At 71.4% G+C, this 23,846-nt stretch carries 22 protein-coding genes; 12 read left to right on the top strand and 10 right to left on the bottom strand.

The window, feature by feature from the left end; genetic code table 11:
* Nucleotides 1-103 precede the first annotated feature (103 nt).
* Complete coding sequence (locus AB0959_RS32165; RefSeq protein WP_366830205.1) at nt 104-781, bottom strand: type 1 glutamine amidotransferase domain-containing protein; 678 nt, start codon at nt 779-781, stop codon at nt 104-106.
* Nucleotides 782-1,042: 261 nt separating this feature from the next.
* On the opposite strand from AB0959_RS32165, the gene AB0959_RS32160 reads away from it, so the two are divergent.
* Both AB0959_RS32160 and AB0959_RS32155 read left to right on the top strand, forming a co-directional pair.
* Nucleotides 1,043-1,762, top strand: coding sequence for a type 1 glutamine amidotransferase domain-containing protein (locus AB0959_RS32160; protein ID WP_366830204.1), 720 nt, complete (start codon nt 1,043-1,045; stop codon nt 1,760-1,762).
* A gap of 60 nt (nt 1,763-1,822) precedes the next feature.
* On the top strand, nt 1,823-2,110 hold the full coding sequence (locus AB0959_RS32155) for a putative quinol monooxygenase (RefSeq protein ID WP_366830203.1): 288 nt from the start codon (nt 1,823-1,825) through the stop codon (nt 2,108-2,110).
* Between the two features lie 15 nt (nt 2,111-2,125).
* On the opposite strand, the gene AB0959_RS32150 is transcribed toward AB0959_RS32155, so the two are convergent.
* From AB0959_RS32150 to AB0959_RS32130, 5 genes are all read right to left on the bottom strand, one after another.
* Nucleotides 2,126-2,797 (bottom strand): type 1 glutamine amidotransferase domain-containing protein, encoded by a 672-nt coding sequence (locus tag AB0959_RS32150; protein ID WP_366830202.1) that lies wholly within the window; start codon nt 2,795-2,797, stop codon nt 2,126-2,128.
* Nucleotides 2,794-4,017 (bottom strand): MFS transporter, encoded by a 1,224-nt coding sequence (locus AB0959_RS32145; protein ID WP_366830201.1) that lies wholly within the window; start codon nt 4,015-4,017, stop codon nt 2,794-2,796. The genes AB0959_RS32150 and AB0959_RS32145 overlap by 4 nt, the downstream gene beginning before the upstream one ends.
* Nucleotides 4,014-4,784 (bottom strand): HAD family hydrolase, encoded by a 771-nt coding sequence (locus AB0959_RS32140; protein WP_366830200.1) that lies wholly within the window; start codon nt 4,782-4,784, stop codon nt 4,014-4,016. Before AB0959_RS32140 ends, AB0959_RS32145 begins: the two co-directional genes overlap by 4 nt.
* Complete coding sequence (locus AB0959_RS32135) at nt 4,784-5,353, bottom strand: DJ-1/PfpI family protein (protein ID WP_366830199.1); 570 nt, start codon at nt 5,351-5,353, stop codon at nt 4,784-4,786. Before AB0959_RS32135 ends, AB0959_RS32140 begins: the two co-directional genes overlap by 1 nt.
* A gap of 68 nt (nt 5,354-5,421) precedes the next feature.
* Nucleotides 5,422-6,231 carry a cupin domain-containing protein gene (locus tag AB0959_RS32130; protein ID WP_366830198.1) on the bottom strand — a complete coding sequence of 270 codons (810 nt, stop codon included), beginning with the start codon at nt 6,229-6,231 and terminating at the stop codon, nt 5,422-5,424.
* A gap of 403 nt (nt 6,232-6,634) precedes the next feature.
* Between AB0959_RS32130 and AB0959_RS32125 the strand changes: the two genes are divergently transcribed.
* From AB0959_RS32125 to fdhD, 5 genes are read left to right on the top strand one after another with little or no spacing between them, the layout of a single operon-like run.
* Entirely contained in the window at nt 6,635-7,606 is a 972-nt protein-coding gene (locus tag AB0959_RS32125; RefSeq protein ID WP_366830197.1) for a 2-dehydropantoate 2-reductase, read from the top strand.
* Nucleotides 7,603-9,549 carry a molybdopterin-dependent oxidoreductase gene (locus AB0959_RS32120; protein WP_366830196.1) on the top strand — a complete coding sequence of 649 codons (1,947 nt, stop codon included), beginning with the start codon at nt 7,603-7,605 and terminating at the stop codon, nt 9,547-9,549. Before AB0959_RS32125 ends, AB0959_RS32120 begins: the two co-directional genes overlap by 4 nt.
* 8 nt (nt 9,550-9,557) lie before the next feature.
* The gene (locus AB0959_RS32115) at nt 9,558-11,534 is read left to right on the top strand and encodes an NAD(P)H-dependent oxidoreductase subunit E (RefSeq protein WP_366830195.1); all 1,977 of its coding nucleotides are present in this window, start codon (nt 9,558-9,560) and stop codon (nt 11,532-11,534) included.
* Nucleotides 11,531-12,391: a 2Fe-2S iron-sulfur cluster-binding protein gene (locus AB0959_RS32110; protein ID WP_366830194.1), complete on the top strand. Its 861-nt coding sequence runs from the start codon at nt 11,531-11,533 to the stop codon at nt 12,389-12,391. The genes AB0959_RS32115 and AB0959_RS32110 overlap by 4 nt, the downstream gene beginning before the upstream one ends.
* Nucleotides 12,392-12,444: 53 nt before the next feature.
* On the top strand, nt 12,445-13,308 hold the full coding sequence (gene fdhD / locus AB0959_RS32105; RefSeq protein WP_366830193.1) for a formate dehydrogenase accessory sulfurtransferase FdhD: 864 nt from the start codon (nt 12,445-12,447) through the stop codon (nt 13,306-13,308).
* A gap of 226 nt (nt 13,309-13,534) precedes the next feature.
* Here fdhD and AB0959_RS32100 read toward each other — a convergent pair whose 3' ends face one another.
* Nucleotides 13,535-14,077, bottom strand: a complete 543-nt coding sequence (locus tag AB0959_RS32100) for an isochorismatase family protein (RefSeq protein ID WP_366830192.1) — start codon at nt 14,075-14,077, stop codon at nt 13,535-13,537.
* Between the two features lie 19 nt (nt 14,078-14,096).
* Complete coding sequence (locus tag AB0959_RS32095; RefSeq protein ID WP_366830191.1) at nt 14,097-14,537, bottom strand: MarR family winged helix-turn-helix transcriptional regulator; 441 nt, start codon at nt 14,535-14,537, stop codon at nt 14,097-14,099.
* Nucleotides 14,538-14,634: 97 nt separating this feature from the next.
* Here AB0959_RS32095 and AB0959_RS32090 point away from each other — a divergent pair, with 97 nt between their 5' ends.
* The 3 genes from AB0959_RS32090 (at nt 14,635) to AB0959_RS32080 (ending at nt 18,838) form a co-directional block, all read left to right on the top strand.
* Nucleotides 14,635-15,546, top strand: coding sequence for a zinc-binding dehydrogenase (locus AB0959_RS32090; protein WP_366830190.1), 912 nt, complete (start codon nt 14,635-14,637; stop codon nt 15,544-15,546).
* Nucleotides 15,547-15,678: 132 nt separating this feature from the next.
* Nucleotides 15,679-17,595, top strand: a complete 1,917-nt coding sequence (locus tag AB0959_RS32085; RefSeq protein ID WP_366830189.1) for a sialidase family protein — start codon at nt 15,679-15,681, stop codon at nt 17,593-17,595.
* A gap of 10 nt (nt 17,596-17,605) precedes the next feature.
* On the top strand, nt 17,606-18,838 hold the full coding sequence (locus AB0959_RS32080) for a hypothetical protein (protein ID WP_366830188.1): 1,233 nt from the start codon (nt 17,606-17,608) through the stop codon (nt 18,836-18,838).
* Here AB0959_RS32080 and AB0959_RS32075 read toward each other — a convergent pair.
* Entirely contained in the window at nt 18,777-19,817 is a 1,041-nt protein-coding gene (locus AB0959_RS32075) for a bile acid:sodium symporter family protein (RefSeq protein WP_366830187.1), read from the bottom strand. The two genes, AB0959_RS32080 and AB0959_RS32075, sit on opposite strands and share 62 nt — an antisense overlap.
* Nucleotides 19,818-20,039: 222 nt before the next feature.
* On the opposite strand from AB0959_RS32075, the gene AB0959_RS32070 reads away from it, so the two are divergent.
* The gene (locus AB0959_RS32070) at nt 20,040-20,921 is read left to right on the top strand and encodes a LysR substrate-binding domain-containing protein (RefSeq protein WP_366830185.1); all 882 of its coding nucleotides are present in this window, start codon (nt 20,040-20,042) and stop codon (nt 20,919-20,921) included.
* Between the two features lie 34 nt (nt 20,922-20,955).
* Here the strand turns inward: AB0959_RS32070 and AB0959_RS32065 are convergent, their stop codons facing one another.
* Entirely contained in the window at nt 20,956-21,933 is a 978-nt protein-coding gene (locus AB0959_RS32065) for an AsnC family transcriptional regulator (protein ID WP_366830184.1), read from the bottom strand.
* A gap of 158 nt (nt 21,934-22,091) precedes the next feature.
* Between AB0959_RS32065 and AB0959_RS32060 the strand changes: the two genes are divergently transcribed.
* Nucleotides 22,092-23,618: an MFS transporter gene (locus tag AB0959_RS32060; RefSeq protein ID WP_366830264.1), complete on the top strand. Its 1,527-nt coding sequence runs from the start codon at nt 22,092-22,094 to the stop codon at nt 23,616-23,618.
* Nucleotides 23,619-23,846 lie beyond the last annotated feature (228 nt).

The following is a 23,846-nucleotide window of genomic DNA, read 5'->3' as shown; positions in this document are numbered from 1 at the left end:
CACCGAGAGCGACCGGACATGTACGCAAGCTACTCTGCCATCGCGTTTTCCCCCGGGGGGGCCAACACCCCGGGGGAAAGCGGATTCCGGACGCGAACCGGCCTCAGGAGGCCTTGAGTTCGGCCAGGGCGAGCTCGGCGACCCGGGTGGCGGACGCCGGGTTCTGACCGGTCACCAGGCGCTGGTCGGCCACGGCGTGCTCGGCGAAGTCGGCCGTCTTGGTGTGCTTGGCGCCGCGCTCGACCAGCTTGCTCTCGAGCAGGAAGGGGACCACGTCGGTGAGGCCCACGGCCGCCTCCTCCTCGTTGGTGAAGGAGGAGACCTGCTTGCCGTCGACGAGGTACGAGCCGTCGCTCAGCTTGATGTCGACGAGGCCGGCCGGGCCGTGGCAGACGGCCGCGACGACTCCGCCGCGCTCGTAGACGGCGGCCGCCAGGCCGGCCAGTTCGGACGCGCCGGGGAAGTCCCACATCGTGCCGTGGCCGCCGGCGTAGTAGATGACGTCGTAGTCGTCGGCGTCGACCTCGGCCGGCATGCGGGTCGATTCCAGAGCGGCCTTGTTGGCGGGGTCGGCGAGGAATTCGGTGACGACCCGGTCGTCCGGGTTGATGCCGTCCTGCGGGGCGGCGCCGCCCTTCACGGACACGAAGTCGATGTCATAGCCCGCCGCGCGGAACACGGCCGCCGGGTGGGCGACCTCCGGGACGTAGAAACCGGTTTTGCGGCCGGTGCCGCCCAGCTCGCTGTGGCTGGTGAGGGCGAACAGGACCTTCTTTGCCATGATGCGAATCTCCAGGACAGGTGGGTGCCGTATGGGGTGCCGCAGGTGATGCCGTATGTGTTCCGAGGGGAAATCTAGACGCTTTTCGAGGCGTCATCAAATAGCGCTCTTCATACCCCGGATACGAATTGCTATGGGAGATAAACGCGCCGACCTGGTGTGATGACGCCCAAGCGGGGGATATGGTTCTCCACTGCTCCTGATTCTGCTCCTGTCTCCGCTCCCGTCCCCATTCCGCCCGAAGGTGAAAGGGAGGCGACCGTGCCCCCACGTCTCCGCAAAGGACTCATAGTGCTGAGCGCCGTCGAGCGCCTGCCGAACGGCCGCCCGGCCGGCTACTGGTTACCGGAGGCGGCGTATCCCTGGCGCGCCCTGAAAGCCATGGACTGGGACTTCGAGTTCGTCAGCACGAGCCCCGGTGTGCCTCCGGTCGGCGGGGTGGACCGCTCGGACCCGCCGCAGCGCATGTTCCTGGGCGACCCCCTGGTGAGGACCAGGCTCGAACGGACGACGACCGCCGACCACAAGGATCCGGCCGACTTCGAGGTGGTGTTCGTGGCGGGCGGACACGGCGCGGTGCTGGATCTGCCCGGCGACAAGCGGCTGAGCGACTTCCTGTCCGCGTTCCACCTGCGTGGCGGTGTCATCGCCGCGGTCTGTCACGGTGTGGCCGCACTGCTGGAGGTGGAGTTGCCCGGTGGTGTGCCGCTGGTCGCCGGGCGCCGGGTGACCGCGTTCTCGGCACGGGAGGAGCACGCGGTGGGTCTCGGGGAGGTGGTGCCGTTCTTCCTGGACGAGGTCCTGACCGCCAGGGGCGCGCTGTACGAGGCGGGTGATCCCCTCAAGCGGCACGTCGTACGCGACGGGAATCTGGTCACGGGCCAGAATCCGGCCTCCGCCCTGGAACTCACCAAGGTGGCCATGGCGATCGTCGGCGGCCGGGAGCAGCTTCCCGTGAACTGGCTGCGCCGCGCCGCCTGACGACCACCGGATCACAGATCACCGCATCACCGCATCACCGCATCACCGGAAGGGGAAAACGTGTCGCTGGTTCTGATCGCCCGTTGGTACGCGAAGGAGGGAGCCGAGAATGAGGTGGCGGACATTCTTCCCCTGATCGCCGAGAAGAGCCGGGCCGAACCGGGCTGCCTTACCTATCGCCCCGTCCGGTCCACCACGAACGGAAGGGAATTCACTCTCTTCGAGGAGTACGCGGACGAATCCGCGCTGGAACACCACCGGAGTTCCGCGCACTTCCGTGATCTGGTGCTCGGAAAAGTGGTGCCGCTCCTCGAAGAGCGCGAGGTCGGTGTCTTCACCGACGTGTGACGGCCGCGTGAGCGGTCAGGTGGCGAGGAGTTCGACGATCCGCTCGCCCAACTCATGGGCCGACGCCGGGTTCTGCCCGGTGACGAGCCGTCCGCTGACCACCACGTGCGGCATCCTGTCGGGTGCGCAGGTGTGGACGGCGCCGCGTTCCTCCAGCGTGCGCTGGAGCGGGAACGGCACCAGTCGGTCCAGGCCGCGCGCCCGCTCGTGGGCGTCGGCGAACGAGGTCAGCGCCCGGCCCGCCACCAGATGGGTTCCGTCAGAAAGGCGTACGTCGACGAGTGCGGCCGGGCCGTGGCAGATGGCGGAGACGACCCCGCCCGCCTCGTGGATCCGGCGGGCGAGGGCTTCCAGGGCGGCATGTCCGCGGAAGTCCCACATGGTGCCGTGGCCGCCGACGAAGTACACGGCGTCGTAGTCGTCCGGGTCCACGTCGTCCGGTGTGCGCGCGGAGTCCAGGAGCAGTCCGCCTGCCGGGTCCTCGAGGAAGTCGTGGTGCGCGGGGTGGTCGGTGTCGTGTCCGATCATCGGCGGCCGCCCGCCCCGGACGGAGACGAACTCGACGGCGTGGCCGGCGTCGCGGATGATCCGCCACGGTTCGACCGTCTCGCCGAGGTGGAATCCGGTCGGCCGGCCGCTGTCGCCGAGTTCGCCGTGGCTGGTCAGGACGAAGAGAACTTTCCTCATGTCGGTCCCCCTTCCGTCGCGTCGGGTGTGAGGGTACGGGTCGGGCGGGTGCGGATCGCCACCGCGCAGGCCGCCGCCGACGTCGCGACCGCCAGAACGGCCAGCAGCGGCCGGTAGGCGGTGTGCGCGGCGGCCAACTGCCCCAGGGACGACCCGATGAAGAGCACGAACGTGTTGAACGAGACCGCCGCGCCCGCGGAGTGCGGAGCGAGTCGGTGCAGCAGCCCCACCAGTCCCGGTACGACCAGACTGATCCCGCCCACGAACACCACGGTCCCCGCCAGCAGCACCGCGGGCACCGCCGTGACCTGCGCCAGCAGCAGCCCCGCCGACGCCGCGAGGAACCCCGCCACCGTCAGTGGGCGCGGCCCGCGCGCCCCCGCCAGCCGGTTCACCACCGGAGCGGTCACCAGTCCCAGCGCGCCCAGCGCCTGAACGACCAGCAGGTCACCGGCGTCGTACCCGGCCGTGGACCTGAGGTGTGCGTTCAGCGCCGCGTACAGCGCGACGAAGCTGCCGAACACCGTGAGCGCCGACGTGAACACCGCCACGGCGCCCCGGTTCCGCAGGAGGCCGCCCATCGCCACGACCACGCCCCGCGCGGACGCGGAGGGACGGCCGCCGGCCGGTGACAACAGACGCCAGAAGACCGCCGCCGCGACCGCGTAGCCCAGGGCCGCCGGCCAGAACGCCAGGCGCCAACGGTCCGTGACGGCCTGCCCGAAGACCTGGCCGGCCACCCCCGCGCCGAGCAGCCCGGTGGTGAGGAACGACAGCGCGACCGCGCGCCGGGCCGCCGGGGCGTGCTCGGCGACGTACGCCAGGGCCACGGGCGCGAAACTCGCGGCGGCGAGGCCCTGCGCCACGCGGAAGGCCAGGAACCACCCGAAGTCGGGGCTCAGCGCGACCGCCCCGGTCGTGGCCGCCGTGGCCAGCGTGCCGAAGGCCAGCACCGGCCGTCGCCCCACCCGGTCCGACAGCGGCCCGAACACCAGGAACCCGGCGGCGTACGCCAGCGAGAAAGCGCTGCCCGTCCAGGCGGCCGCTCCCGCGCTCACCCCGAACGCGTCCCGGACGCCGTCCGCCAGCGGAATCGCGACGTACAGCTGCGCCGGGATCGCGAACGCCATCACCACGAGGGCGGCGAGCTGAGCGGTGAACCCCGCGCGTGGCTCCGCCCGGTCGGACGGAGCCACGGCGGTCGACGGTGCCGTGCTCACGGGATCGGCTCCTGGACGGCCGCGGGTGCGAGCCGAGGCACGTCGGTCAGGTCCAGCGCGGGTACCGCGAAACGCTCTGCCTCGGCCCGGTGCTCGGGCGTCGCGTACCCCCACAGGGCCCACCGGGCGCGGGCGCCGGTCTCGGCGACCCCGCGCACGTTGGTGAGGTTGTCGTCGATGAACGTGATGTTCTCGACCGGCACCCCCCAGCGCGCGCTGACGTCGAGGACCGCCTCGGCCTTGCGTCCGCACTCCCCGAACACCTCACGGACGGTGTGTTCGAGGCCGTGCCGGGCCAGGATCGCCCGTACCGAGCCCTCGTCCTTGGCGGTGACGACGACCGTCCGGCCGCTGTAGCGGCGCAGCAGGTCCTCCATGCCCGGGTAGAGGGTGTGCAGGTCCAGCCAGAAGTCCGGCTCGCTCGTCCGCAGCCACTCCCGCGCCGCGGTGGCCCCTTCGGCGAACGCCCTCACGTACTCCGGCTCCAGGCCCCGGAACAGGGCGTCGAACCCGGCCTGCGAGTCGACCGTCGCGGCCTCGGGCAGGTGCGCCACCACGAAGTGGTCGAGCAGACGCGAGTAGTCGCGGATGCGGCGGAACCGCTCGACGAACTCGCCCGGTACGCCCCGCAGTTGCTCGGCGCCGGGGACCGAGGTGTCCGGTCCCGGTCCCCGTGCGCCGAGCCAGGTGACGAGCGCGCACTCCTGAAGCGCGTCGGCGACGACTCCGTCGAAGTCGATCGCCAGCACGTCCCCCGTCCGCGTCATCAGGAGGCCTGCTTGTCGCCGTCGAGCCTGTCGGCGGCGAGCTTGTCGGCCGTCTCGAAGACGGCGCGCATGAACGCGCCCATGTAGCCGTAGTACGAGCAGGTGATGATGTTGCCGTCGACGATGACGTCGCTGTCGACCACGTCGGCGCCCGCGTTGATCACGTCGTCCCGCAGGCCGATGTACGCGCACGCCCTGCGGCCCTTGAGGACACCGGCGCTGACCATGATCCAGGGGCCGTGGCACAGACCCGCGACGACCTTGCCCGCCTTGTCCATGCCCGCGACGAAGTCCAGCACGTTGCGGTCCTGGCGGACGCGGTCGGGGGCCTCGTGGCCGCCGGTGAGGACGACGACGTCGTAGTCCTCGACGGCGAGGTCCTCGAAGGAGATCAGCGGACGGGCGGTCTTGTCCATCGGCAGCGGCACACCGTACTTGCCGGTGACGGGGTCGGCGTGCTTCGTCGCGACGTCGACGTTCCAGCCCTCCTCCAGGAGGCGGTAGTAGGTGAAGACGACGTCGTGGTCCTGGAAGCCGGGACCGGTGATGATGACGGCGTTGCGAGACATTCCTGTTTCCCCCATGAATGATGCGGTGCTTTTTTGCTGCGCCGTGAATTCCTGCTGACGAGGCGGCATCAGCGGCCGTGGTTCTGGGTGCGCGTGCGGGTGCGCATGTGACTGCGGCTGATGGACAGGTACTGCTTGTCCGTCTGCGGGCGCCGGAGGTCGGCCGGGTGCCCGGTCAGGATCTCGACGTCGGACTCCACCACACCCGAGACGCACAGCGGAATGTGGAAGAGATCCTCCTCGCGACGCCGGTAGAAAATGTCCATGCCGGTCCGCAACTCGAACCGGAATCGCCGGTCCGGGCTGTTCCTTCGCATACGGGTGTTCGGGAAGGAGGGAACGGCTCGCATGGTGTTCTGCGGCTGTTCCACGGATTCCGACTCGTACGTCGTGCCGGCGCGGTTGTAGTCGTCCTGCAGCCGTATGAGGTCGAACTTGTTCCTCGGCACCTCGACCTCGATGAGCTCCAGCGGGTCGTCCCCCGTGTTGCGCGTTCCGTGGAAGGCGCCGGGTGCGATGCGCACGACGGATCCCGCGCCGACCTGGACGTCCTCCCGCTGCAGCCCGGTGGTGACGCCCTGTCCCCCGAGGCACAGGAGGTAGGTCAGCTTCCTGGGGTGCACGTGGATCGACGTGCTGTGCGGGGCGTCGATGTGCAGCGTCCAGAGGTCGAAGAAGTCGTCGACGTACGCCCGGTACTCGTAACCCCAGGGCTTGGGAATTATCTGGTCCAGGTGCGTGTCGTCGTCGAACTGCTCGTTGTGAACCCGGGATCCGGAGCGAACCAGTTTCCTGAGTTGTGCGATGTCCGCCCTTCCGGCGTCCATGCGGATGATTCCGGTTCCGGTTCCGGACCCGGCTTCGTACGTGACGGTCATTACTTCCCCCGTGTTCCGCCGTCTGTCTTGCAGCCAACTTAACCAGCCACTGGCGCAAGGCTTCAAATAAACAGAACTGGAGGGGGCATAGAGCATTTAATGCGGGGACGGGGAACTTCCGTTTACGCGCTTTGTAGTTGAAGCCTACCCCCTTCCAGGGAACCCGAGAATGTCCCCCGCCATAACTGAACGTTTCTCACCTTGGGATCAGATGCCAGGAACCAAGGCCCGTGGTTCCCATGGGCGTCGTGGGAGGCGGGCCGCGACGGGGCGGGGCGGCACGGCCAGGGGCGGCGAGTTGGTGCGCGAAGCCTTGCTGCGGCAAGTTCCATACTGTAGACAATATTTCGTCGACAGAGTTCGACAGTTCCTCGGTACCCTCGACCGAACGGAGCTCCCTCGTATGAAAGTCGCAGTTCTCGGCGCCGGAGCCATCGGCGCCTACGTCGGCGCGGCCCTGCATCGTGCGGGCGCCGACGTGCATCTCGTCGCCCGTGGACCGCATCTGGCGGCCATGAGGCAGCACGGAGTGCGGGTGCTCAGCCCGCGCGGCGATTTCACGGCGCACCCGGGCGCCACCGACGACCCGGCCGCGATCGGCCCGGTCGACTTCGTCTTCCTGGGCCTGAAGGCCAACTCGTACGCGGCGTGCGGGCCGCTGATCGAGCCCCTGCTCCAGGACACGACGGCGGTGGTGGCCGCCCAGAACGGCATCCCCTGGTGGTACTTCCACCGGCACGGCGGCCCCCACGAAGGGCACCGTGTCGAGAGCGTGGACCCCGACGGCGCGGTCAGTGCGGTGATCGCGCCCGAACGGGCCATCGGGTGTGTCGTCTACGCGGCGACAGAGCTCGCCGGACCGGGAGTCGTACGCCACCTCGAAGGCACCCGGTTCTCCGTCGGCGAGCCCGACCGTACGATCTCTGCCCGCTGCCGGGCGTTCAGCGAGGCCATGACGGCGGGCGGCCTGAAGTGCCCGGTGGAGCCCGACCTGCGCAACGACATCTGGCTCAAGCTGCTGGGCAACATCTCGTTCAACCCGATCAGCGCGCTGGCCCGCGCCACCATGCGGCAGATGTGCCTGCACGGCGGCACCCGCAGGGTCATCGAGATCATGATGACCGAGACGCTGGCCGTCGCCGAGGCGCTGGGCTGCGAGGTGGGCGTCTCCATCGAGCGCCGTCTCGCCGGCGCCGAACGCGTCGGCGACCACCGCACGTCCACACTCCAGGACCTGGAGCGCGGCAAGCCGCTCGAACTCGACGTACTCCTCGCGGCAGTCGTCGAGTTGGCGGAGATCACCGGCGTCGAGGTGCCCACACTGCGCACCGTCCACGCCATCTCGGACCTGCTCGCGCTGAGGAGCGCCGCATGAAGGCTGAAGAACGCCGTACCAGGAAACGCGACCGGACCCCCAAGACCTACACCCGGCTCACCCATCCGCTCGTCAGGGACTCGCGCGACGAGCCGTTCCGGCAGGCGAGTTGGGAGGAGGCCCTCGATCGGGCCGCCCGTGGCCTGGGCGCGGCGCGCGGCGCGTTCGGGATGTTCTCCTGCGCCCGCGCGACCAACGAGATGAACTACGTGGCGCAGAAGTTCGCCCGCGTGGTCATGGGCACCAACAACGTCGACTCCTGCAACCGCACCTGCCACGCCCCGAGCGTCGCCGGACTGTCGGCCGCCTTCGGCTCCGGTGGCGGGACGTCGTCGTACGAGGAGGTCGAACACACCGACCTGATCGTGATGTGGGGCTCCAACGCCCGTTTCGCGCACCCGATCTTCTTCCAGCACGTGCTGAGGGGGATCAGGAACGGCGCCCGGATGTACGCCGTCGACCCGCGCCGCACGTCCACCGCCGAGTGGGCGGAGAGCTGGCTCGGTCTGAACGTGGGCACGGACATCCCGATGGCCCACGCGATCGGGCGGGAGATCATCCACGCGGGCCTGGCGAACACGGCGTTCATCGAGCGCGCGACGACGGGCTTCGAGGAGTACAGGGAACTGGTCGAGCCCTGGACCCTGTCGCTCGCCGAGAAGGTGACGGGCGTCCCGGCCGCCGCGATCCGCGACCTGGCGCACGCGTACGCCCGTGCCGAGCGGGCCCAGTTGTGCTGGACGCTCGGCATCACCGAGCATCACAACGGCACGGACAACGTACGGGCGCTGATCAACCTGTCCCTGCTGACCGGCCACGTGGGTCGCTACGGCGCCGGGCTGCAGCCCCTGCGCGGACAGAACAACGTGCAGGGCGGCGGCGACATGGGTGCCATCCCGAATCGGCTGCCGGGCTTCCAGGACATCCTCGACGCGGACACCCGGCTGAAGTTCGAGTCGGCGTGGGACACCGTCATCCAGCCGCGCTACGGGCTGAACCTGACGGAGATGTTCGAGGCCATGGAGGAGGGCACGCTGCGCGCCGTCTACTGCATCGGGGAGAACCCGGCGCAGTCGGAGGCGGACAGCGAGCAGGCCGTACGGCGTATGCGGGAGCTGGACTTCCTCGTGGTCCAGGACATCTTCCTGACGAAAACGGCGTCGTTGGCGGACGTGATCCTGCCCGCGACGGCCGGCTGGGCGGAGACGGACGGCACGACGACGAACAGCGAGCGGCGGGTTCAGCGTGTACGCAAGGCCGTCACCCCGCCCGGTGAGGCCCGCGAGGACATCGACATCATCTGCGACCTGGCGGCGCGCCTCGGCCACGAGTGGAAGTACGCGGACGCCGAGGCCGTCTGGAACGAGCTGCGGTCGGTGTCGCCGGACCACTACGGGATGACGTACGACCGCCTGGAGGAGCACCAGGGCATCCAGTGGCCGTGCCCGGACACGGACGGGCTGGAACCGACCTACCTGCACGGCCGGTTGTGGGAGCCGGACCCCGAGCGGCGGGGCCGGCTCGCGCCCTTCGGACTCGTCCAGCACGATCCGCCGGTGGACCTGACGGACGAGGAGTTCCCGATCAGGCTCACCACCGGTCGACGGCTCGACTCCTACAACACCGGCGTGCAGAGCGGGGGTTTCGCCTCGCCGCTGCGGCGTGGGGAGTACGTGGAGCTGTGTCCGGAGGACGCCGAGCGGTACGGGGTGGTGGTCGGTGAGGAGGTCCGGGTGTCCTCGCGGCGCGGCTCCGTGGTGGCGCCGGTGTGGGTCGACACGGCGCTGCGGCCCGGGCTCGCCTTCATGACCATGCACTTTCCCGACGAGGTGGACACCAACCAGCTGACGATCGAGGCGAACTGCCCGATCGCGGGCACGGCGGAGTTCAAGGCGTCGGCGATCCGGATCGAGAAGCTGCCCGTCACGGCCGTGAGGAGCTGAGACAGGACATGGATCTGCACTTCGGTGACAGCAAGCCGACGGACGACGAACGGGAGGCGGTCGACGCGTTGCTCGGCCCGCCGGAGTCCTCCTGGGAGGGCGCCGATCGTTCCGACGCCGACCTGCGGTGGGCGCGGGGTGGGCGGGAGGCGCGGGACCGCCGTGATCTGCTGTTGCCGGGGTTGCACGCGATCAACGACCGGGTGGGGTGGATCAGCGAGGGTGCGCTGGACTACCTGTGCCGGCGGTTGACGGTGCCGCCGGCGGAGGCGTACGGGGTGGCGACGTTCTACTCGATGTTCTCGGTGCGTCCGCGTCCCGCGACGGTGCTGCACGTGTGCACGGATCTCGCGTGTGCGGCGGTGGGGGCGGCGGAGTTGTGCGCGGGGGTGGAGGCTCGGCTGGGGCCCGGCAGCGGTGTGTCGGTGGAGCGGAGTCCGTGTCTGGGGTTGTGCGAGAGGGCTCCGGCGGCGTTGGTGGTGCGGGCGGGTGCGGCAGAGCAGGGGGAGGGTGTCGCCCTCGCCGCCCCTACCCGTCCCGTCCCCCAGGGGCTCCGCCCCTTCGACCCCGTCCCCGGGGGCCGGCCCCCGGACCCCCGCTCCTCAAACGCCGGAGGGGCTGAAATACCAGCCCGGCGGCGGCATCCCTCCCAGGCCACCGCAGTCGTCGCCCCCGCCACCCCCGACGCCACCATCCTCGCCGCCACCGCCCCCGAGACGGCCCCTGCCGAACCATCCCCCGCCCTGGCCGTCCCCCAAGCCGGCCAGGACGGCCTGGTCCTCCTGCGCCGCATCGGCCTCGTCGACCCCCTCAGCCTCGACGACTACCGCGCCCACGGCGGCTACACGGCGCTCCGCAGGGCCTTCGCGCTCGGCCCCGCCGGGGTCATCCGGGAGGTCACCGACTCGGGGCTGGTCGGACGGGGCGGGGCCGCGTTCCCCACGGGACGCAAGTGGCAGGCCACCGCGTCCCAGCCGGACCACCCGCACTACCTGGTGTGCAACGCGGACGAGTCGGAGCCGGGCACGTTCAAGGACCGGGTCGTCATGGAGGGAGACCCGTACGCGCTCGTCGAGGCGATGACGATCGCGGGGTACGCGACCGGGGCGCACAAGGGGTACCTCTACCTGCGCGGCGAGTACCCGCGAGCACTGGACCGGCTCACCCACGCCATAGGGCAGGCCCGCGCCCGCGGACTGCTCGGCGACGACGTCCTCGGCCAGGGGTACGCCTTCGACATCGAGATCCGGCGCGGGGCGGGCGCGTACATCTGCGGTGAGGAGACCGCGCTGTTCAACTCCATCGAGGGCTACCGGGGCGAGCCGCGCTCGAAGCCGCCCTTCCCCGTGGAGAAGGGACTCTTCGGCAAGCCCACTGCCGAGAACAACGTCGAGACCCTCGTCAACGTCCTGCCCATCCTGACCATGGGAGCACCGGCGTACGCGGCGATCGGCACGGGCAGGTCCACCGGCCCCAAGCTGTTCTGCGTGTCCGGCAGCGTCGACCGCCCCGGCATCTACGAGCTGCCCTTCGGTGCGACACTGGGCGAGCTGCTGGAGCTGGCCGGGGTGCGGGAGCGGCTGCGGGCGGTGCTGCTGGGCGGCGCGGCGGGCGGTTTCGTACGGCCCGACGAGCTGGACATCCCGCTCACCTTCGAGGGCACGCGCGAGGCCGGCACCACGCTCGGCTCTGGAGTCGTGATGGCGTTCGACGACACCGTGCCGCTCCCCCGTCTGCTGCTGCGCATCGCCGAGTTCTTCCGCGACGAGTCGTGCGGTCAGTGCGTGCCCTGCCGGGTGGGCACCGTGCGGCAGGAGGAGGCGCTGCACCGGATCGCCGGGCGTACGGGAGCCGACGCGGCCGGCGACATCGCCCTGCTGCGGGAGGTGGGCCGGGCCATGCGGGACGCCTCGATCTGCGGTCTCGGCCAGACCGCGTGGAACGCCGTGGAATCCGCCATCGACCGTCTGGGGGCGTACGAATGACCGTGATACCGCTCGGAGTGCCGCGGCGCCTGCTCGAATTCACCATCGACGGGGAGCCCGTGCGCGCTCCCGAGGGCTCGACGATCCTCGACGCCTGCCGGGCCGCGGGCAAGGACGTGCCGACCCTCTGCGAGGGCGACACCCTCACCCCCAAGAACGCCTGCCGGGTCTGCGTGGTCGAGGTCGAGGGGGCCAGGACGCTCGTCCCGGCCTGTTCCCGCAGGGCCGAGCCCGGCATGGAGGTCCGTACCGACACCGAGCGGGCCCGTCACAGCCGCAAGATCGTGCTCGAACTGCTCGCGTCCTCGGTCGACCTGTCGACGACCCCGCGGGTCGCCGAGTGGATCAAGGAGTACGAGGCGAAACCGGACCGTTTCGGCCCGGACGCGGCCCGGCTGAACGAGGAACCGAAGATCGACAACGACCTCTACGTCCGCGACTACGACAAGTGCATCCTCTGCTACAAGTGCGTGGACGCGTGCGGCGACCAGTGGCAGAACACGTTCGCGATCTCCGTCGTGGGGCGCGGCTTCGACGCCCGGATCGCCGTCGAGCACGACGCGCCGCTCACCGACTCGGCCTGCGTGTACTGCGGGAACTGCATCGAGGTGTGCCCGACGGGCGCGCTCTCCTTCAAGTCGGAGTTCGACATGCGCGCGGCGGGTACGTGGGACGAGTCCGCGCAGACGGAGACGACGACCGTCTGCGCGTACTGCGGAGTGGGCTGCAACCTCACTCTGCACGTACAGGACAATGAGATCGTGAAGGTCACCTCGCCGCACGACAACCCGGTGACCCACGGCAACCTGTGCATCAAGGGGCGCTTCGGCTACCAGCACGTACAGAACCGGGACTGACAGAACCGGGACTGACAGGACCGATCGGCACACGGGACGGACACGGGACGGACATGGGACGAGTCACGGAACGACGCAAGGTGATCCGCATCCGGGACGGGGCGGTGTCCACCCGCCCGGACACGCTCGTCGCCGAGGAACCCCTGGAGATCCGGCTCAACGGCAAGCCCCTCGCGATCACGATGCGCACGCCGGGCGACGACTTCGCGCTGGCGGCGGGCTTCCTGGTGAGCGAGGGGGTGCTGGCGGAGCGGAAGGACCTGCAGAACATCGTGTACTGCGCGGGGGCGACGGCGGACGGTTCGAACACGTACAACGTGGTGGACGTGCGGACGGACCCCGGCGTCGCCCTGCCGGACTTCACCCTCGAACGCAACGTGTACACGACGTCGTCCTGCGGGCTGTGCGGGAAGGCGTCGCTGGACGCGGTGCGTACGACGGCCCGCTGGCCCATCGACGACACCCACGGTGGTGAAGCTCCCCCGGTCCGTGTCGATCCCGAGCTGCTCGCGGATCTCCCCGACCGGCTGCGCGCGGCCCAGCGGGTCTTCGACCGGACCGGGGGCCTGCACGCGGCGGCCCTCTTCAGTGAGGACGGCGAGCTCCTCGACATACGGGAGGACGTGGGCCGCCACAACGCGGTGGACAAGCTGGTGGGGCGTGCGCTGAAGAACGGCGCGCTCCCGCTGTCCCGCACGATCCTGCTGGTGTCGGGCCGCGCCTCCTTCGAGCTCGCGCAGAAGGCGGTGATGGCGGGCATACCGGTGCTCGCGGCAGTGTCGGCTCCGTCGTCGCTGGCGGTCGACCTGGCCCTGGAGTCGGGCCTGACGCTCGTCGGCTTCCTGCGGGGCTCCTCCATGAACGTGTACGCGGGCGAGGACCGCATCACCCTGCGGGCCGCGGCCACCCAGGGTTGACCGGCTCCCCGCGACACGGCGGCGGGGCCCCGGTCGGCGGGGAGCGCCCCCTGCGCCGCAGGGGCCCCGTCGTATTTTTCAGGCTCGGTTCGCCTCCGGGGCGCTCCAGCCGGTGTCGAGAAGCCGACCGTGCTCAGCCCCTCCTTCGTCGGGGCCTCCGCGCGGTCGGCTTCTCGACACCGGCGCGCCCCTTCGGCTCACTCGCGCTCGGGCTCACCCCGATGGCTCAGCCCACGGTGAAGTGGACATCCGCAGCCTCCACCACCGTCCCCAGCCGCGGGAAGTCCAGCCGCACCGACGCCTCGTGCTCGGCGGACGTGAACGCGGCCATCGCCTCCTCCACGAAGACGAGGTCGTAGCCGAGGTCGCCGGCGGCGCGGGCGGTGGACTCGACGCCGAGGTTGGTGGCGATGCCGCCGAAGACGAGGGTGGTGATGCCGCGCTCGCGCAGCCGCTCGTGCAGGTCGGTGCCCTGGAAGCCGCCGATGGTCCGCTTCACGATCTCGATGTCGCCGTCCCGGGCGAGGCCGGCGACCAGCCCGCTGCCGGGCGGCTGTTCCACGGCACCGGACCGCTCGACACGGATGAGTACGACGAGGGCGCCCTCGGAGCGGAAGGTGCTCGCCAGTTCCTCGGCGGCGACGAGGACGTCGGTTCCCTTACGGGGTTCCAGGGGCAGCCCGACGATGCGGTCCATCAGGTCGACGAGCACGAGCGCGGTGCGCGACGGATCCAGGGCGAGGCGGGGCTCGGTGTCCGGTGGGGTCATGACGGAACGCTAGCCCGCATCAGCCGTCCGTACCGGAAATCCGGATCAACAAGCCCATGAACTGCTCGCGTTCCGCCATGGTCAGCGGGGACAGCAGTTCGTCGTTCGCGGCCCGTGCCACCCGTTCGCAGCGCCCCAGCAGCCGGGCGCCCTCGTCGGTGAGGGACACCGCGTTCTTGCGGCGGTCGGCGGGGTCGGGCGCGCGCACGACCAGCCCGGCGGCCTGGAGGTCGTTCAGGATCCCGACCAGGTCCTTGGGGTCGAGCCGGACACCGCGGCCCAGGTCGGCCTGGGCGACGGGTGCGAGGTCACGGACCGCGGAGAGCACGACGTGGTGCCACATCTTCATGCCCTCCGCGGCGAGCGCCTCGGCGACCAGGGCACGGCCCCGGGCGGCCGCACGGCCGAGCAGCCAGCTGGCGAGGGAGCGGATCGCGGGCAGCGAGGCTTCGGCGGACATGGGGCCACCGTACCGAAAAACCGTTGGGACTCCCAACGAACACGTGATAATCATTGGGAGTCCCAACGACCTACCCCCTGGAACCCGTGGAGGTTCGATGCGTCGCGTCCGGTACGAACAGGCCAATGGCCCACTGTTCCTGGAGGAGGTTCCCGTCCCGGCCGCCGGACCCGGTGAACTCCTCGTCCGCGCGGAGGCCGTCGGAGTGACGCTCCCCGTCGTACGCAAGGTGACGGAAGCCCTCGAGGCGATACCGCTCGGCGGTGAGATCGCCGGCGAGGTGGTGGCGACGGGCCCGGGCGTCACGCGCTTCCAGGCCGGCGACCGTGTCACCGGCCTGTGCTTCGGACACGGCTACGCCGACTTCGCGCTGCTGAAGGAGGCCATGGCCTCCCCCGTACCCGGGGACGCGAGCGCCGTCGACGCCGTCGCGCTCGTGCGGAGCGGGCTGGTCGCGCTCGGCGCCCTGGAGGCGGCCCACCCTGAGCCCGGCGAGTCGGCCCTTGTGACGGCGGCGGCCAGTGGCGTCGGCCACCTCGCGATCCAGCTCGCGCGGGTGCGCGGGGCGACGCGGGCGGTCGGGGCCGTGTCGGACGCGAGGAAGGCGGACTTCGTCCGGGCCCTGGGCGCCGACGAGGTGGTCACGTACGACGACCTGGGCACCCCCGTCGACTACGTGCTCGACGCCGTCGGCGGGAACCTGCTCGGTCCGGCCCTCGCCGCGGTCGCACCCGGCGGCCGGCTCGTGGCGTACAGCTCGGGCGGCGGGACCATCCAGGCGTACGACCTCCTCGTGGGCGCCAGGACGGTCACCGGCTTCCAGATGGCGGGGATCGCGCGCGAGCGGCCGGAGCTGTACGAGCGGTGGCGACGCGAGCTGTGGGAGCTGTTCGGGGAGGGAAGGCTGAGGCCCGCCGTGCACGGGACGTTCGCGCTGGAGGACGCGGCGAGGGCCCATGAGGCGATCGAGTCGCGGAGCAACCTCGGCAAGGTGGTTCTGCTGCCCTGACCCCGCGTCACCGCCATGGCGGCGCACCCCTTGTGAGGCACATGCGTGCGAAGTAGCGTCTGTGGCCCTGCACGTTGGACGTGGGATGTCCGATGTCCTGTTTGTCACGACGCATGAAGGGCGGGCCGCGCCATGCCGTCAAGTCACCGTGCACGTCTCAGATCACTCGTCACGTCCGCGGTCACCGCGGTGCTCGCCCTGGTCGCGTTACTCGTGTCGCCGGGGCCGGCGAGCGCCGAAGCGGCGACGGCGGCGACCGACCCGGAACCCACGGCCGGGCAGTTCGACCAGCAGATCCTCTTCAAGGCCTCGCAGGACCCGGGCTACGCCTGCTTCCGGATCCCGGCGATCGTGAAGTCCGCCAAGGGCACGCTGCTGGCGTTCGCCGAGGGCCGCGTGCTCAACTGCGGGGACGCGGCCGACATCGACATCGTGGTCAAGCGTTCCACCGACGGCGGCCGCACCTGGGGCCCGCTCCAGGTCGTCACCGAGGGCGCGGGCGACACCCACGGCAACCCCGCGCCCCTCGTGGACCGCGAGACCGGCCGCATCCTCCTCGCCGAGACGTACAACACGGGCCGCACGGACAGCGGCAGCTGCCAGATCCCCTGCGACCGCACCCCCCACCTGCAGTACAGCGACGACGACGGCCTCACCTGGTCCGAGCCGCGCGACCTGAGTGACGAGATCCTGCCGTCGCACTGGAACTCCTGGTACGCCACCGGGCCGGTGCACGGCATCCAGCTCACCCGCGGCAAGCACGCCGGCCGGCTCGTCTTCGGCGTCAACACCGAGACCTGGAACGGCACCCGCGTCAGCGCCAACCACGCCGCGCTCATCGTCAGCGACGACGGTGGCGAGCACTGGAGGATCGGCGCCACGGACTCGTGGCCGATCGCGGACGACGGAACGTTCCGCCAGAAGCCCTCCGAGCTGACGCTCACCGAGCGCCAGGACGGTTCGGTCTTCGTCAGCGGACGCGAACAGGACGGGACCGACCTCGGTCATCGCACCCAGACCGTCAGCAGCGACGGAGGTGACAGCTTCGACTCCTCCTTCCGGACCCTGCCCGACTTCTACACACCACAGGTGCAGGCCTCCTCGCTCCGCCTCGGGAACCGGCTGCTGATCGCCTGCCCGGGCGACCCGGACCGCCGCCGGACGATGATGATCCGCTCCTCCTACGACGGCGGCCGCACCTGGGACGGCGTGGACCGCGGCACGGTCGTCACCACGGACTGGTCCGGCTACTCCGACATGGTGGCCATCGCCGAGGACACCGTGGGGCTGATGTACGAGGGCGGCGCCGTCGACGCCCGTGACGAGATCCGCTTCGCCCGCTTCACCGAGGACTGGCTGCAGCCGCGCCGCGGCCCGGACCCGACCACGGCCGACAAGGCTCCGGGGGCGAGGTCCGCGCTGGTGCTCGGCGGGGCCCGCGCGACGCGTGGCGTGTTCGGGGGCGCGATCGAGTTCGACGGCACCGACGACGCCGTACGTCTGCCGTACAGTCCGCGGCTGCCGCTCGGGGCGAAGGACTTCACCGCGTCCCTGTGGTTCCGCTACTCGGCCACGACCGGTGAGCAGCCACTGCTGTGGATGGGCGGTGTCGGAACGACCCAGCCGCAGGTGTGGCTGCGCGGCGAGCCGGCGTCGGACCGGATCCAGGGCCTGATCACCGTGCGGGACGGGGCCTCGGCTCCCAGGTCGGCGTCCGTGCGCACCACGGGCGCCTACAACGACGGCCAGTGGCACCGCCTCGCGCTGCGACGCGGTGGCGGCGAGCTCACGCTGTTCATCGACGGGACGGCCGTCAGTACGGCGGACGTGGCCGGGTCGGTCAGCCGGAACTCGCCGTTCGGGATACACATAGGGCAGAAGCTGGACAGCCGCGCGTACTTCAGTGGGGCGATCGACGACGTGCGCGTCTACGACCGGGCGCTCGGTGACGACGAGCTGGCCGGCCTGCGCAAGCAGAGCACGGCGGTCACGACGACCCGCGGCTCGATCCTGTGGCTGCCCATGGACCGGGTGAACAAGGACCACTAACGTCCGGTCCGTGCCCGACGACGCACGAGCACGACGGCGGACGGGGACCGGCCTGGGACTCCTGCTGGCGCTGGTCCTCGCGGCCGTGCTGCTCACCGCCCTCCCGGACGACCGGGAGGGCGGCGGCCGTTGCGCGGCCCGTACGGTCCGGTCCTGGAGCGCGGACGGCGCGCTCACGGGCGAGTTCGCCCGGTACGGCGACGACGGCACGCGCACCGACGACTGGACCGGCGGCGACGGCACCCACTCGGTGCGGCTGCCGGACGGGCGGGTGCTGTGGCTGTTCTCGGACACGTATCTCGGCCAGGTGCACGGGCCGCCCAACCCGGTCGGCGAGTCCGTCGCGTGGCGGGACGCCTCGACGCCGCTCGTGCGCAACTCGGCGGTGGTGATGTCGCGTTCGGGCCGAGTGCTGTCCACGCTGCCCACTCCGGTCTTCCCGGACCCGGGTCCGCAGCAGTGGCGCTGGCCGGTCGCGGCACGTGTCGAGGCCCGCTCCCCCGGCTCGTCGGAGAAGGTGGTGCGGGTGCTGTTGTGGACGCGTACGGAGGGTCAGGCCCCGTGGATCTACGGCGTGCCCACGGCCACCGAGGTCGCCACGCTCTCGCTGCCCGGTCTGCGGCTCGAGGGCGTCACGACGGTCCTGGACCAGCGGTCGGTCGCCGACCCGGCCCGGCGGGTGCTGTTCGGGACGACGGCCGTCGACGCGGGCGACTGGACGTACGTCTTCGGCGGGAACGACGCGCAGGCCGCCTCCCGCCCGGTGTCGCAGGCGTACGTGGCCCGGGTGCCGCGCGGCAGGCTGGGCGAGCCCGGTGCGTGGGAGTACTGGGACGGCGGCCGGTGGGCGGTGCGCGGCCGGCCGGAGCCGGTGCTCGGGGACGGGCGGCGCAGGGGCGTGGGCAGCGCGTTCACGGTGGTGCGGGACGGCCGTACGTATGTGCTGTTCACCATGGCCGCGGGCACCCGGGGTCTGACCACGGTCACCTCGTACTGGTCCTGCGCGCCCACGGGCCCCTGGCACGGCCCCGCGAAGGGCTTCGGCGCGCCGCTGCCCGAGGGTGACGTGGCGGCGTACAACCCGCAGGCCCACCCGGCACTGAGCGGCGGCGGCGGCCGGCTCGTGCTCAGCTACGACGTCAACTGGCTGGACGAGAACGCCGCGTCGGCGCAGGCGAACCTCAGCCGGAACGTGTCGCTGTACCGACCGCGGTTCGTGTCGCTCCGTCTCGCTCCGGGGTGAGCTCCGGCTCCACCGGGTCGTGGGAGCGGCGCTTGGCGATGACCGCGCACACCATGAGCTGCATCTGGTGGAAGAGCATCAGCGGCAGGACGGCGAGGGAGGCCTGCGCGCCGAAGAGCACGCTCGCCATGGGCAGTCCGGAGGCGAGGGACTTCTTCGAGCCCGCGAACTGGATCGCGATCCGGTCCTCACGGCTGAACCTGAGAGCCTTGCCGCCGTACCAGGTGAGCGTCAGCATCACCGCGAGCAGCACCGCCTCGACGACCAGCAGGCCCGCCAGCTGCACGGGGCTGACCTGGTGCCAGATGCCCTGCACCATGCCCTCGCTGAACGCGACATAGACGACCAGGAGGATCGAGCCGCGGTCGACGAGGCCGAGGACCTTCTTGTGCCGGGTGACGAAGCGGCCGATCCAGCGGCGCGCGACCTGCCCGGCGACGAACGGCACCAGCAGCTGCAGCACGATCTCCACGAGCGAGTCCGTGGAGAACCCGCCCGCGCTGCTGCCGAGCAGGCTCGCCGCCAGCAGCGGCGTGATGACGATGCCGGCGAGGGAGGAGAACGAGCCCGCGCAGATCGCGGCGGGCACGTTGCCACGCGCCATCGACGTGAACGCGATGGACGACTGGATGGTCGACGGCACGAGGGTGAGGAACAGGAGGCCGATGTAGAGGGAGTGCGTCAGGAACACCGGTTCGAGCGCGCGGGCGGCGAGGCCGAGCAGCGGGAAGATCACGAAGGTGCAGACGAGCACGGTGACGTGCAGCCGCCAGTGCTTCAGCCCGTCGAGTGCCTCACGGGTGGACAGGCGGGCGCCGTAGAGGAAGAACAGGAAGGCGATCGCCGCCGTGGACGCGCCCGAGGCGACGTCGGCGGCGGTGCCCCGGGCCGGGAGGAGAGCCGCGATCCCCACCGTCCCCAGCAACAGCAGGATGTACGGGTCGATCGGCAGCCAACTGGGCCACTGCAGGCGTTTCACGGTGCTCCACTTGCTCGGTTCTGTACGTGGTGCTCGGTTCAGTACGTGCTGGGTTCTGTACGTGCTGGGTTCAGTACGTGCTGGGTTCTGATCGTCCCGGGCCGATCGTCTCGGGCCCGGAGCGTGCCCTCTCCATCGTCCTCCTGATCACCGCGATCGGGAATCCGTCATACCACTCTGACTGTCATCGCGTTTCGCGATGACCGCGTTAGAGTCATGGGCATGTACGACCCCTCCCATCTGCGCACCTTCCTCGCGGTGGCCCAGACGCTGAGCTTCACGCAGGCCGCCCGCCGCCTCGGGTTGCGCCAGTCCACGGTCAGCCAGCACGTGCGCCGTCTGGAGGACGCCGCCGGACGGCAGTTGTTCTCGCGGGACACCCATTCCGTGGAGCTGACGGAGGACGGCGAGGCCATGCTCGGGTTCGCGCGCCGGATCCTGGAGGTGCACGAGCAGGCGACGGCGTTCTTCGCGGGGACCCGGCTGCGCGGCCGGCTGCGCTTCGGCGCGTCGGAGGACTTCGTGCTGACCCGGCTCCCGGAGATCCTGGAGCGCTTCCGCAGCGACCACCCCGAGGTGGACCTGGAGCTGACGGTGGAGCTGTCGGGGACCCTGCACGAGCAACTCGCCGCCGGCAAGCTCGACCTGGTGCTGGCCAAGCGGCGCCCCGAGGACCCGCGCGGCGAACTCGTCTGGCACGACCGGCTGGTGTGGATCGGCGCGGAGCGGCTGCGTCTCGACCCCGACCGTCCGGTGCCGCTCATCGTGTACCCGCCGCCGGGCATCACCCGGGCGCTGGCCCTGGAGGCGCTGGAGCGCGAGGGCCGCGCCTGGCGCGTCGCGTGCACGAGCGGCAGCCTCAACGGACTGATCGCGGCGGCCCGCGCGGGCCTCGGCGTGATGGCGCACTCGCACGGGCTGGTGCCGCCGGGCCTGGTCCGGGTGCCCGACCGGGCGGGCCTGCCCGAGCTGGGCGAGGTCGACTTCGTCGTCGTCCACGGGCGGCGGCACGGCTCGGCACAGGGAGCGGCGGACGCGCTGGCGGCGTCGATCCTGTCCGGCGGGGACCGTCTGCACCGGGGGCGGCGGGGGCGGCGGGACTGACGCCCCGGGGTTCCGTGCCGACTCCGGCCGGACCTCAGCGCGACTGCGGGTACGTGAGCTGTTTGACGCTGCGCAGGTACGGAGTCGTCTCCACGTGCCGGACTCCGTCGAGCGAGCCGATCGTCCGGCTCAGGTAGGCGTACAGGTGCGCCGTGTCACGGACGACCACGGTCACGAAGATGTTGGAGGGGCCCGCGGTCGCGGCGGCGTAGGCGACCTCGTCGTGCGTCGCGAGGGCCTCGCCGACGTTCTGGAGCCGGGCGGGCTCGGCGGTGATCCACAGTGCCGCCGCACGGTGGTGGCCGACGATCTCCTTGTGGTACTCGACGTCGATGTAGACGGCTCCCGACGCGAGCAGGCCGGAGAGACGGCGCTTGACGGCCGACTCGGAGCGGCCGGTGGCGCGCTGGAGCTCCGGGTAGGCGGCCCGGCCGTCGCGTTCCAGGGCGGCGACCAGGGGCTCGTCCTCCGGGTCGATGCGGGCGGGTCCCGTGGTGGCCACGGGGCCGGGGCGCAGGGCGGCGGTCTCGTCGTCCGTGAGTACGCCGAACTTGCTCGCCCAGCCCGTCGGCCCGCCGAAGAAGCGGTGCAGGAACTGGTGGGCGCGGATCTCCACGAGGCGCGGGGTGCGCGGCAGCTTGCCGAGCAGGAGGTCGTCGTGGTCACCTGGGCTGCGCGGGCGGGTCATGCAGACGATCTCGGTGCCGCCCGAGGCGAGCCCGATCCAGTTGGTGTCCGGGCGTCTGGCGAGCGCCTGAGCGATGGGTTCGGCTCCGTCGGGGGCGCAGCGCAGCCTGAGCGTCCACTGGTCCTGGCCGAGGCGCTGGGCGTCCCGGACGGCGACGACCCGCAGCCCGGCCTCGGCGCACAGCCTGCGGTAGCGGCGGGCCACGGTCTGGTCGGAGACACCGAGGACCGCTCCGATCCGGCTGAAGGGGGCGCGTCCGTCCACCTCCAGGGCGGCGAGCAGGCGCAGATCGAGCGCGTCGACTGTGGGGGATTCCAGCGTCATGAGGTCAGATCCTGTCGGATTCCGGCGGCAGCGAGCGGGCAGCGATGCTGATCGTCCATTACAGCTCATCGTACGGAGGCAGGCGCGGCCGAGTCGGCGGCCGCGCGTTCCGACTCGGGAGGGGATCCGAGGACATGCGTACGGACATGCGTATGGATATGCGCACATGGGGACCGCTCACGGCCGTGTGCCTGGGCACGTTCATGTTGCTGCTGGACGTGACGATCGTGGTGGTCGCGCTGCCGGACATGGCGCGGGCGCTGGACGCCTCGCTCAGTGATCTGCAGTGGGTCGTCGACGGCTACGCGCTCGCGCTCGCCGCGCTGCTGCTGGGTGTCGGCGCGGCGGCGGACGTCGTGGGGCGGCGGCGGGTCCACGTGGTGGGCGTGGTGCTGTTCGCCGTCGCGTCGCTGCTGTGCGGGCTGGCGTCCGGGCCGGGGACGCTGGTGGCGGCGCGGGCCCTGCAGGGGGTGGGCGCCGCCGCGATGTTCGCGACCACGCTGCCCCTGCTGGGCTCCGTCTACCAGGGGCGGCAGCGGTCGGTGGCGCTCGGTGTGTGGGGCGCGGTGAGCGGGGGCGCCGCCGCGGTCGGGCCGGTGCTCGGAGGTGTGCTGACCGACGGGCCCGGCTGGCGGTGGATCTTCTTCGTCAACCTGCCGGTGAGCCTCGCCGCGGTCTGGCTGACGCTGCGCAGGGTGCCGGAGTCCCGGGGCCGGCAGGGGGCGGCGGCCCCTTCGGCCGGGCGGAGCCGGGCGTGGGAGAGGGTCGACCGGGCGGGGACGGTGGCGTTCGCCTGCTTCGCGGGGGCCGTGACGTACGGCGTGGTGCGGGCCGGTGAGGAGGGCTGGACGTCGGCCGGCGCCGTGGCCGCGTTCGTGCTCGCCGCGCTCGCCCTGGGCGCTTTCGTGGCTGTGGAGCGGCGTGCCGCGCACCCGCTGCTGGACCTGTCCCTGTTGCGCCGGCCCGCGTTCGTGGGTGTGCTGGTGGGCGCGTTCGCCTTCAGCGGGACGGCGTTCGGGGTGACCCCGTACCTGTCGATCTGGTTGCAGACGGTGCAGGGCATGAGCCCGGTGCGCGGGGGGCTCGTGCTGCTGCCGGTGACCGGCGCGGCCATGGTGGTCGCGGTCCTCGGCGGGCGACTGCTGCACGGGGCGCCCGCGCGCTGGACGATCGGCGGCGGGCTGCTGCTGGTCGGGGCGGGGGCGTGCGGTCAGGCGGTGCTGGACGCGGGGGCGGACTGGACGGCGCTCGTGCCGGGGCTGGTGCTGGTCGGGATCGGCACCGGGCTGCTGTCGCCAGCGATCGCGGGGGCCGCGCTGGCCGCCGTACCGCAGGAGCGGGCCGGCATGGCGGGTGGCGCCGTGAACACCGCGCGGCAGCTCGGGTACGCGCTCGGGGTGGCCGTGTTCGGCACCGTCCTGACCTCGCGCATGCGGGAGTCGCTGCCGGGCGACGCCGCGCACACACTGGCCGGCGGGGGCGCGGGCGCGCTGCGGGGCGCGTTCTCCGAGCACGCGCTGCGGGCGGCGTTCGCGTCCGGGCTGAACGCGGCGTCGGTGACGGCGGGTGTGACGGCGGCGGTGGCCGGTGCGCTGGTACTGGTGTCGGTGCGGTCACCGCGGGCCGCGCAGGTCGTCGCCCGGGGGCACGCACCGGCTGAGGAGGTCGCGGTGCCACGCGACTGACCACCGTGGGGGCCGGGTACCGAAGCGGCGTGCCCCGGCCCCAACGGCGGTGACGCCGGGTCACCACCAGCGCGCGGAAGCAAAGATTCCGGATGCGTACTCGCACCGGCGCACACCGTAATCGCGTCGTACAGATTCGGTGGAGATTACGGGATCGAAACTTACTCCCCCGTAGGGAGTTCTGTCCGGATCATCCCCGCTGATGACCATTCCTTCAGGCTGTCCAGG

This window comes from Streptomyces sp. NPDC046862 (assembly GCF_040704615.1).
GTDB lineage: Bacteria > Actinomycetota > Actinomycetes > Streptomycetales > Streptomycetaceae > Streptomyces.
The sequence above is the reverse complement of the archived record's forward strand: the minus strand, read 5'-3'. Positions and strand labels throughout refer to the sequence as shown.

Coding starts and splice junctions, on each gene's coding strand:
- AB0959_RS32120 (WP_366830196.1), top strand. CDS start 7,603: ATGAAGGCTGAAGAACGCCGTACCAGGAAACGCGACCGGACCCCCAAG.
- AB0959_RS32140 (WP_366830200.1), bottom strand. CDS start 4,784: ATGACGCGGACGGGGGACGTGCTGGCGATCGACTTCGACGGAGTCGTC.
- AB0959_RS32150 (WP_366830202.1), bottom strand. CDS start 2,797: ATGAGGAAAGTTCTCTTCGTCCTGACCAGCCACGGCGAACTCGGCGAC.
- AB0959_RS32100 (WP_366830192.1), bottom strand. CDS start 14,077: ATGACCCCACCGGACACCGAGCCCCGCCTCGCCCTGGATCCGTCGCGC.
- AB0959_RS32070 (WP_366830185.1), top strand. CDS start 20,040: ATGTACGACCCCTCCCATCTGCGCACCTTCCTCGCGGTGGCCCAGACG.
- AB0959_RS32165 (WP_366830205.1), bottom strand. CDS start 781: ATGGCAAAGAAGGTCCTGTTCGCCCTCACCAGCCACAGCGAGCTGGGC.
- AB0959_RS32130 (WP_366830198.1), bottom strand. CDS start 6,231: ATGACCGTCACGTACGAAGCCGGGTCCGGAACCGGAACCGGAATCATC.
- AB0959_RS32125 (WP_366830197.1), top strand. CDS start 6,635: ATGAAAGTCGCAGTTCTCGGCGCCGGAGCCATCGGCGCCTACGTCGGC.
- AB0959_RS32095 (WP_366830191.1), bottom strand. CDS start 14,537: ATGTCCGCCGAAGCCTCGCTGCCCGCGATCCGCTCCCTCGCCAGCTGG.
- AB0959_RS32060 (WP_366830264.1), top strand. CDS start 22,092: ATGCGCACATGGGGACCGCTCACGGCCGTGTGCCTGGGCACGTTCATG.
- AB0959_RS32135 (WP_366830199.1), bottom strand. CDS start 5,353: ATGTCTCGCAACGCCGTCATCATCACCGGTCCCGGCTTCCAGGACCAC.
- AB0959_RS32115 (WP_366830195.1), top strand. CDS start 9,558: ATGGATCTGCACTTCGGTGACAGCAAGCCGACGGACGACGAACGGGAG.
- AB0959_RS32085 (WP_366830189.1), top strand. CDS start 15,679: ATGCCGTCAAGTCACCGTGCACGTCTCAGATCACTCGTCACGTCCGCG.
- AB0959_RS32110 (WP_366830194.1), top strand. CDS start 11,531: ATGACCGTGATACCGCTCGGAGTGCCGCGGCGCCTGCTCGAATTCACC.
- fdhD (WP_366830193.1), top strand. CDS start 12,445: ATGGGACGAGTCACGGAACGACGCAAGGTGATCCGCATCCGGGACGGG.
- AB0959_RS32065 (WP_366830184.1), bottom strand. CDS start 21,933: ATGACGCTGGAATCCCCCACAGTCGACGCGCTCGATCTGCGCCTGCTC.
- AB0959_RS32090 (WP_366830190.1), top strand. CDS start 14,635: ATGCGTCGCGTCCGGTACGAACAGGCCAATGGCCCACTGTTCCTGGAG.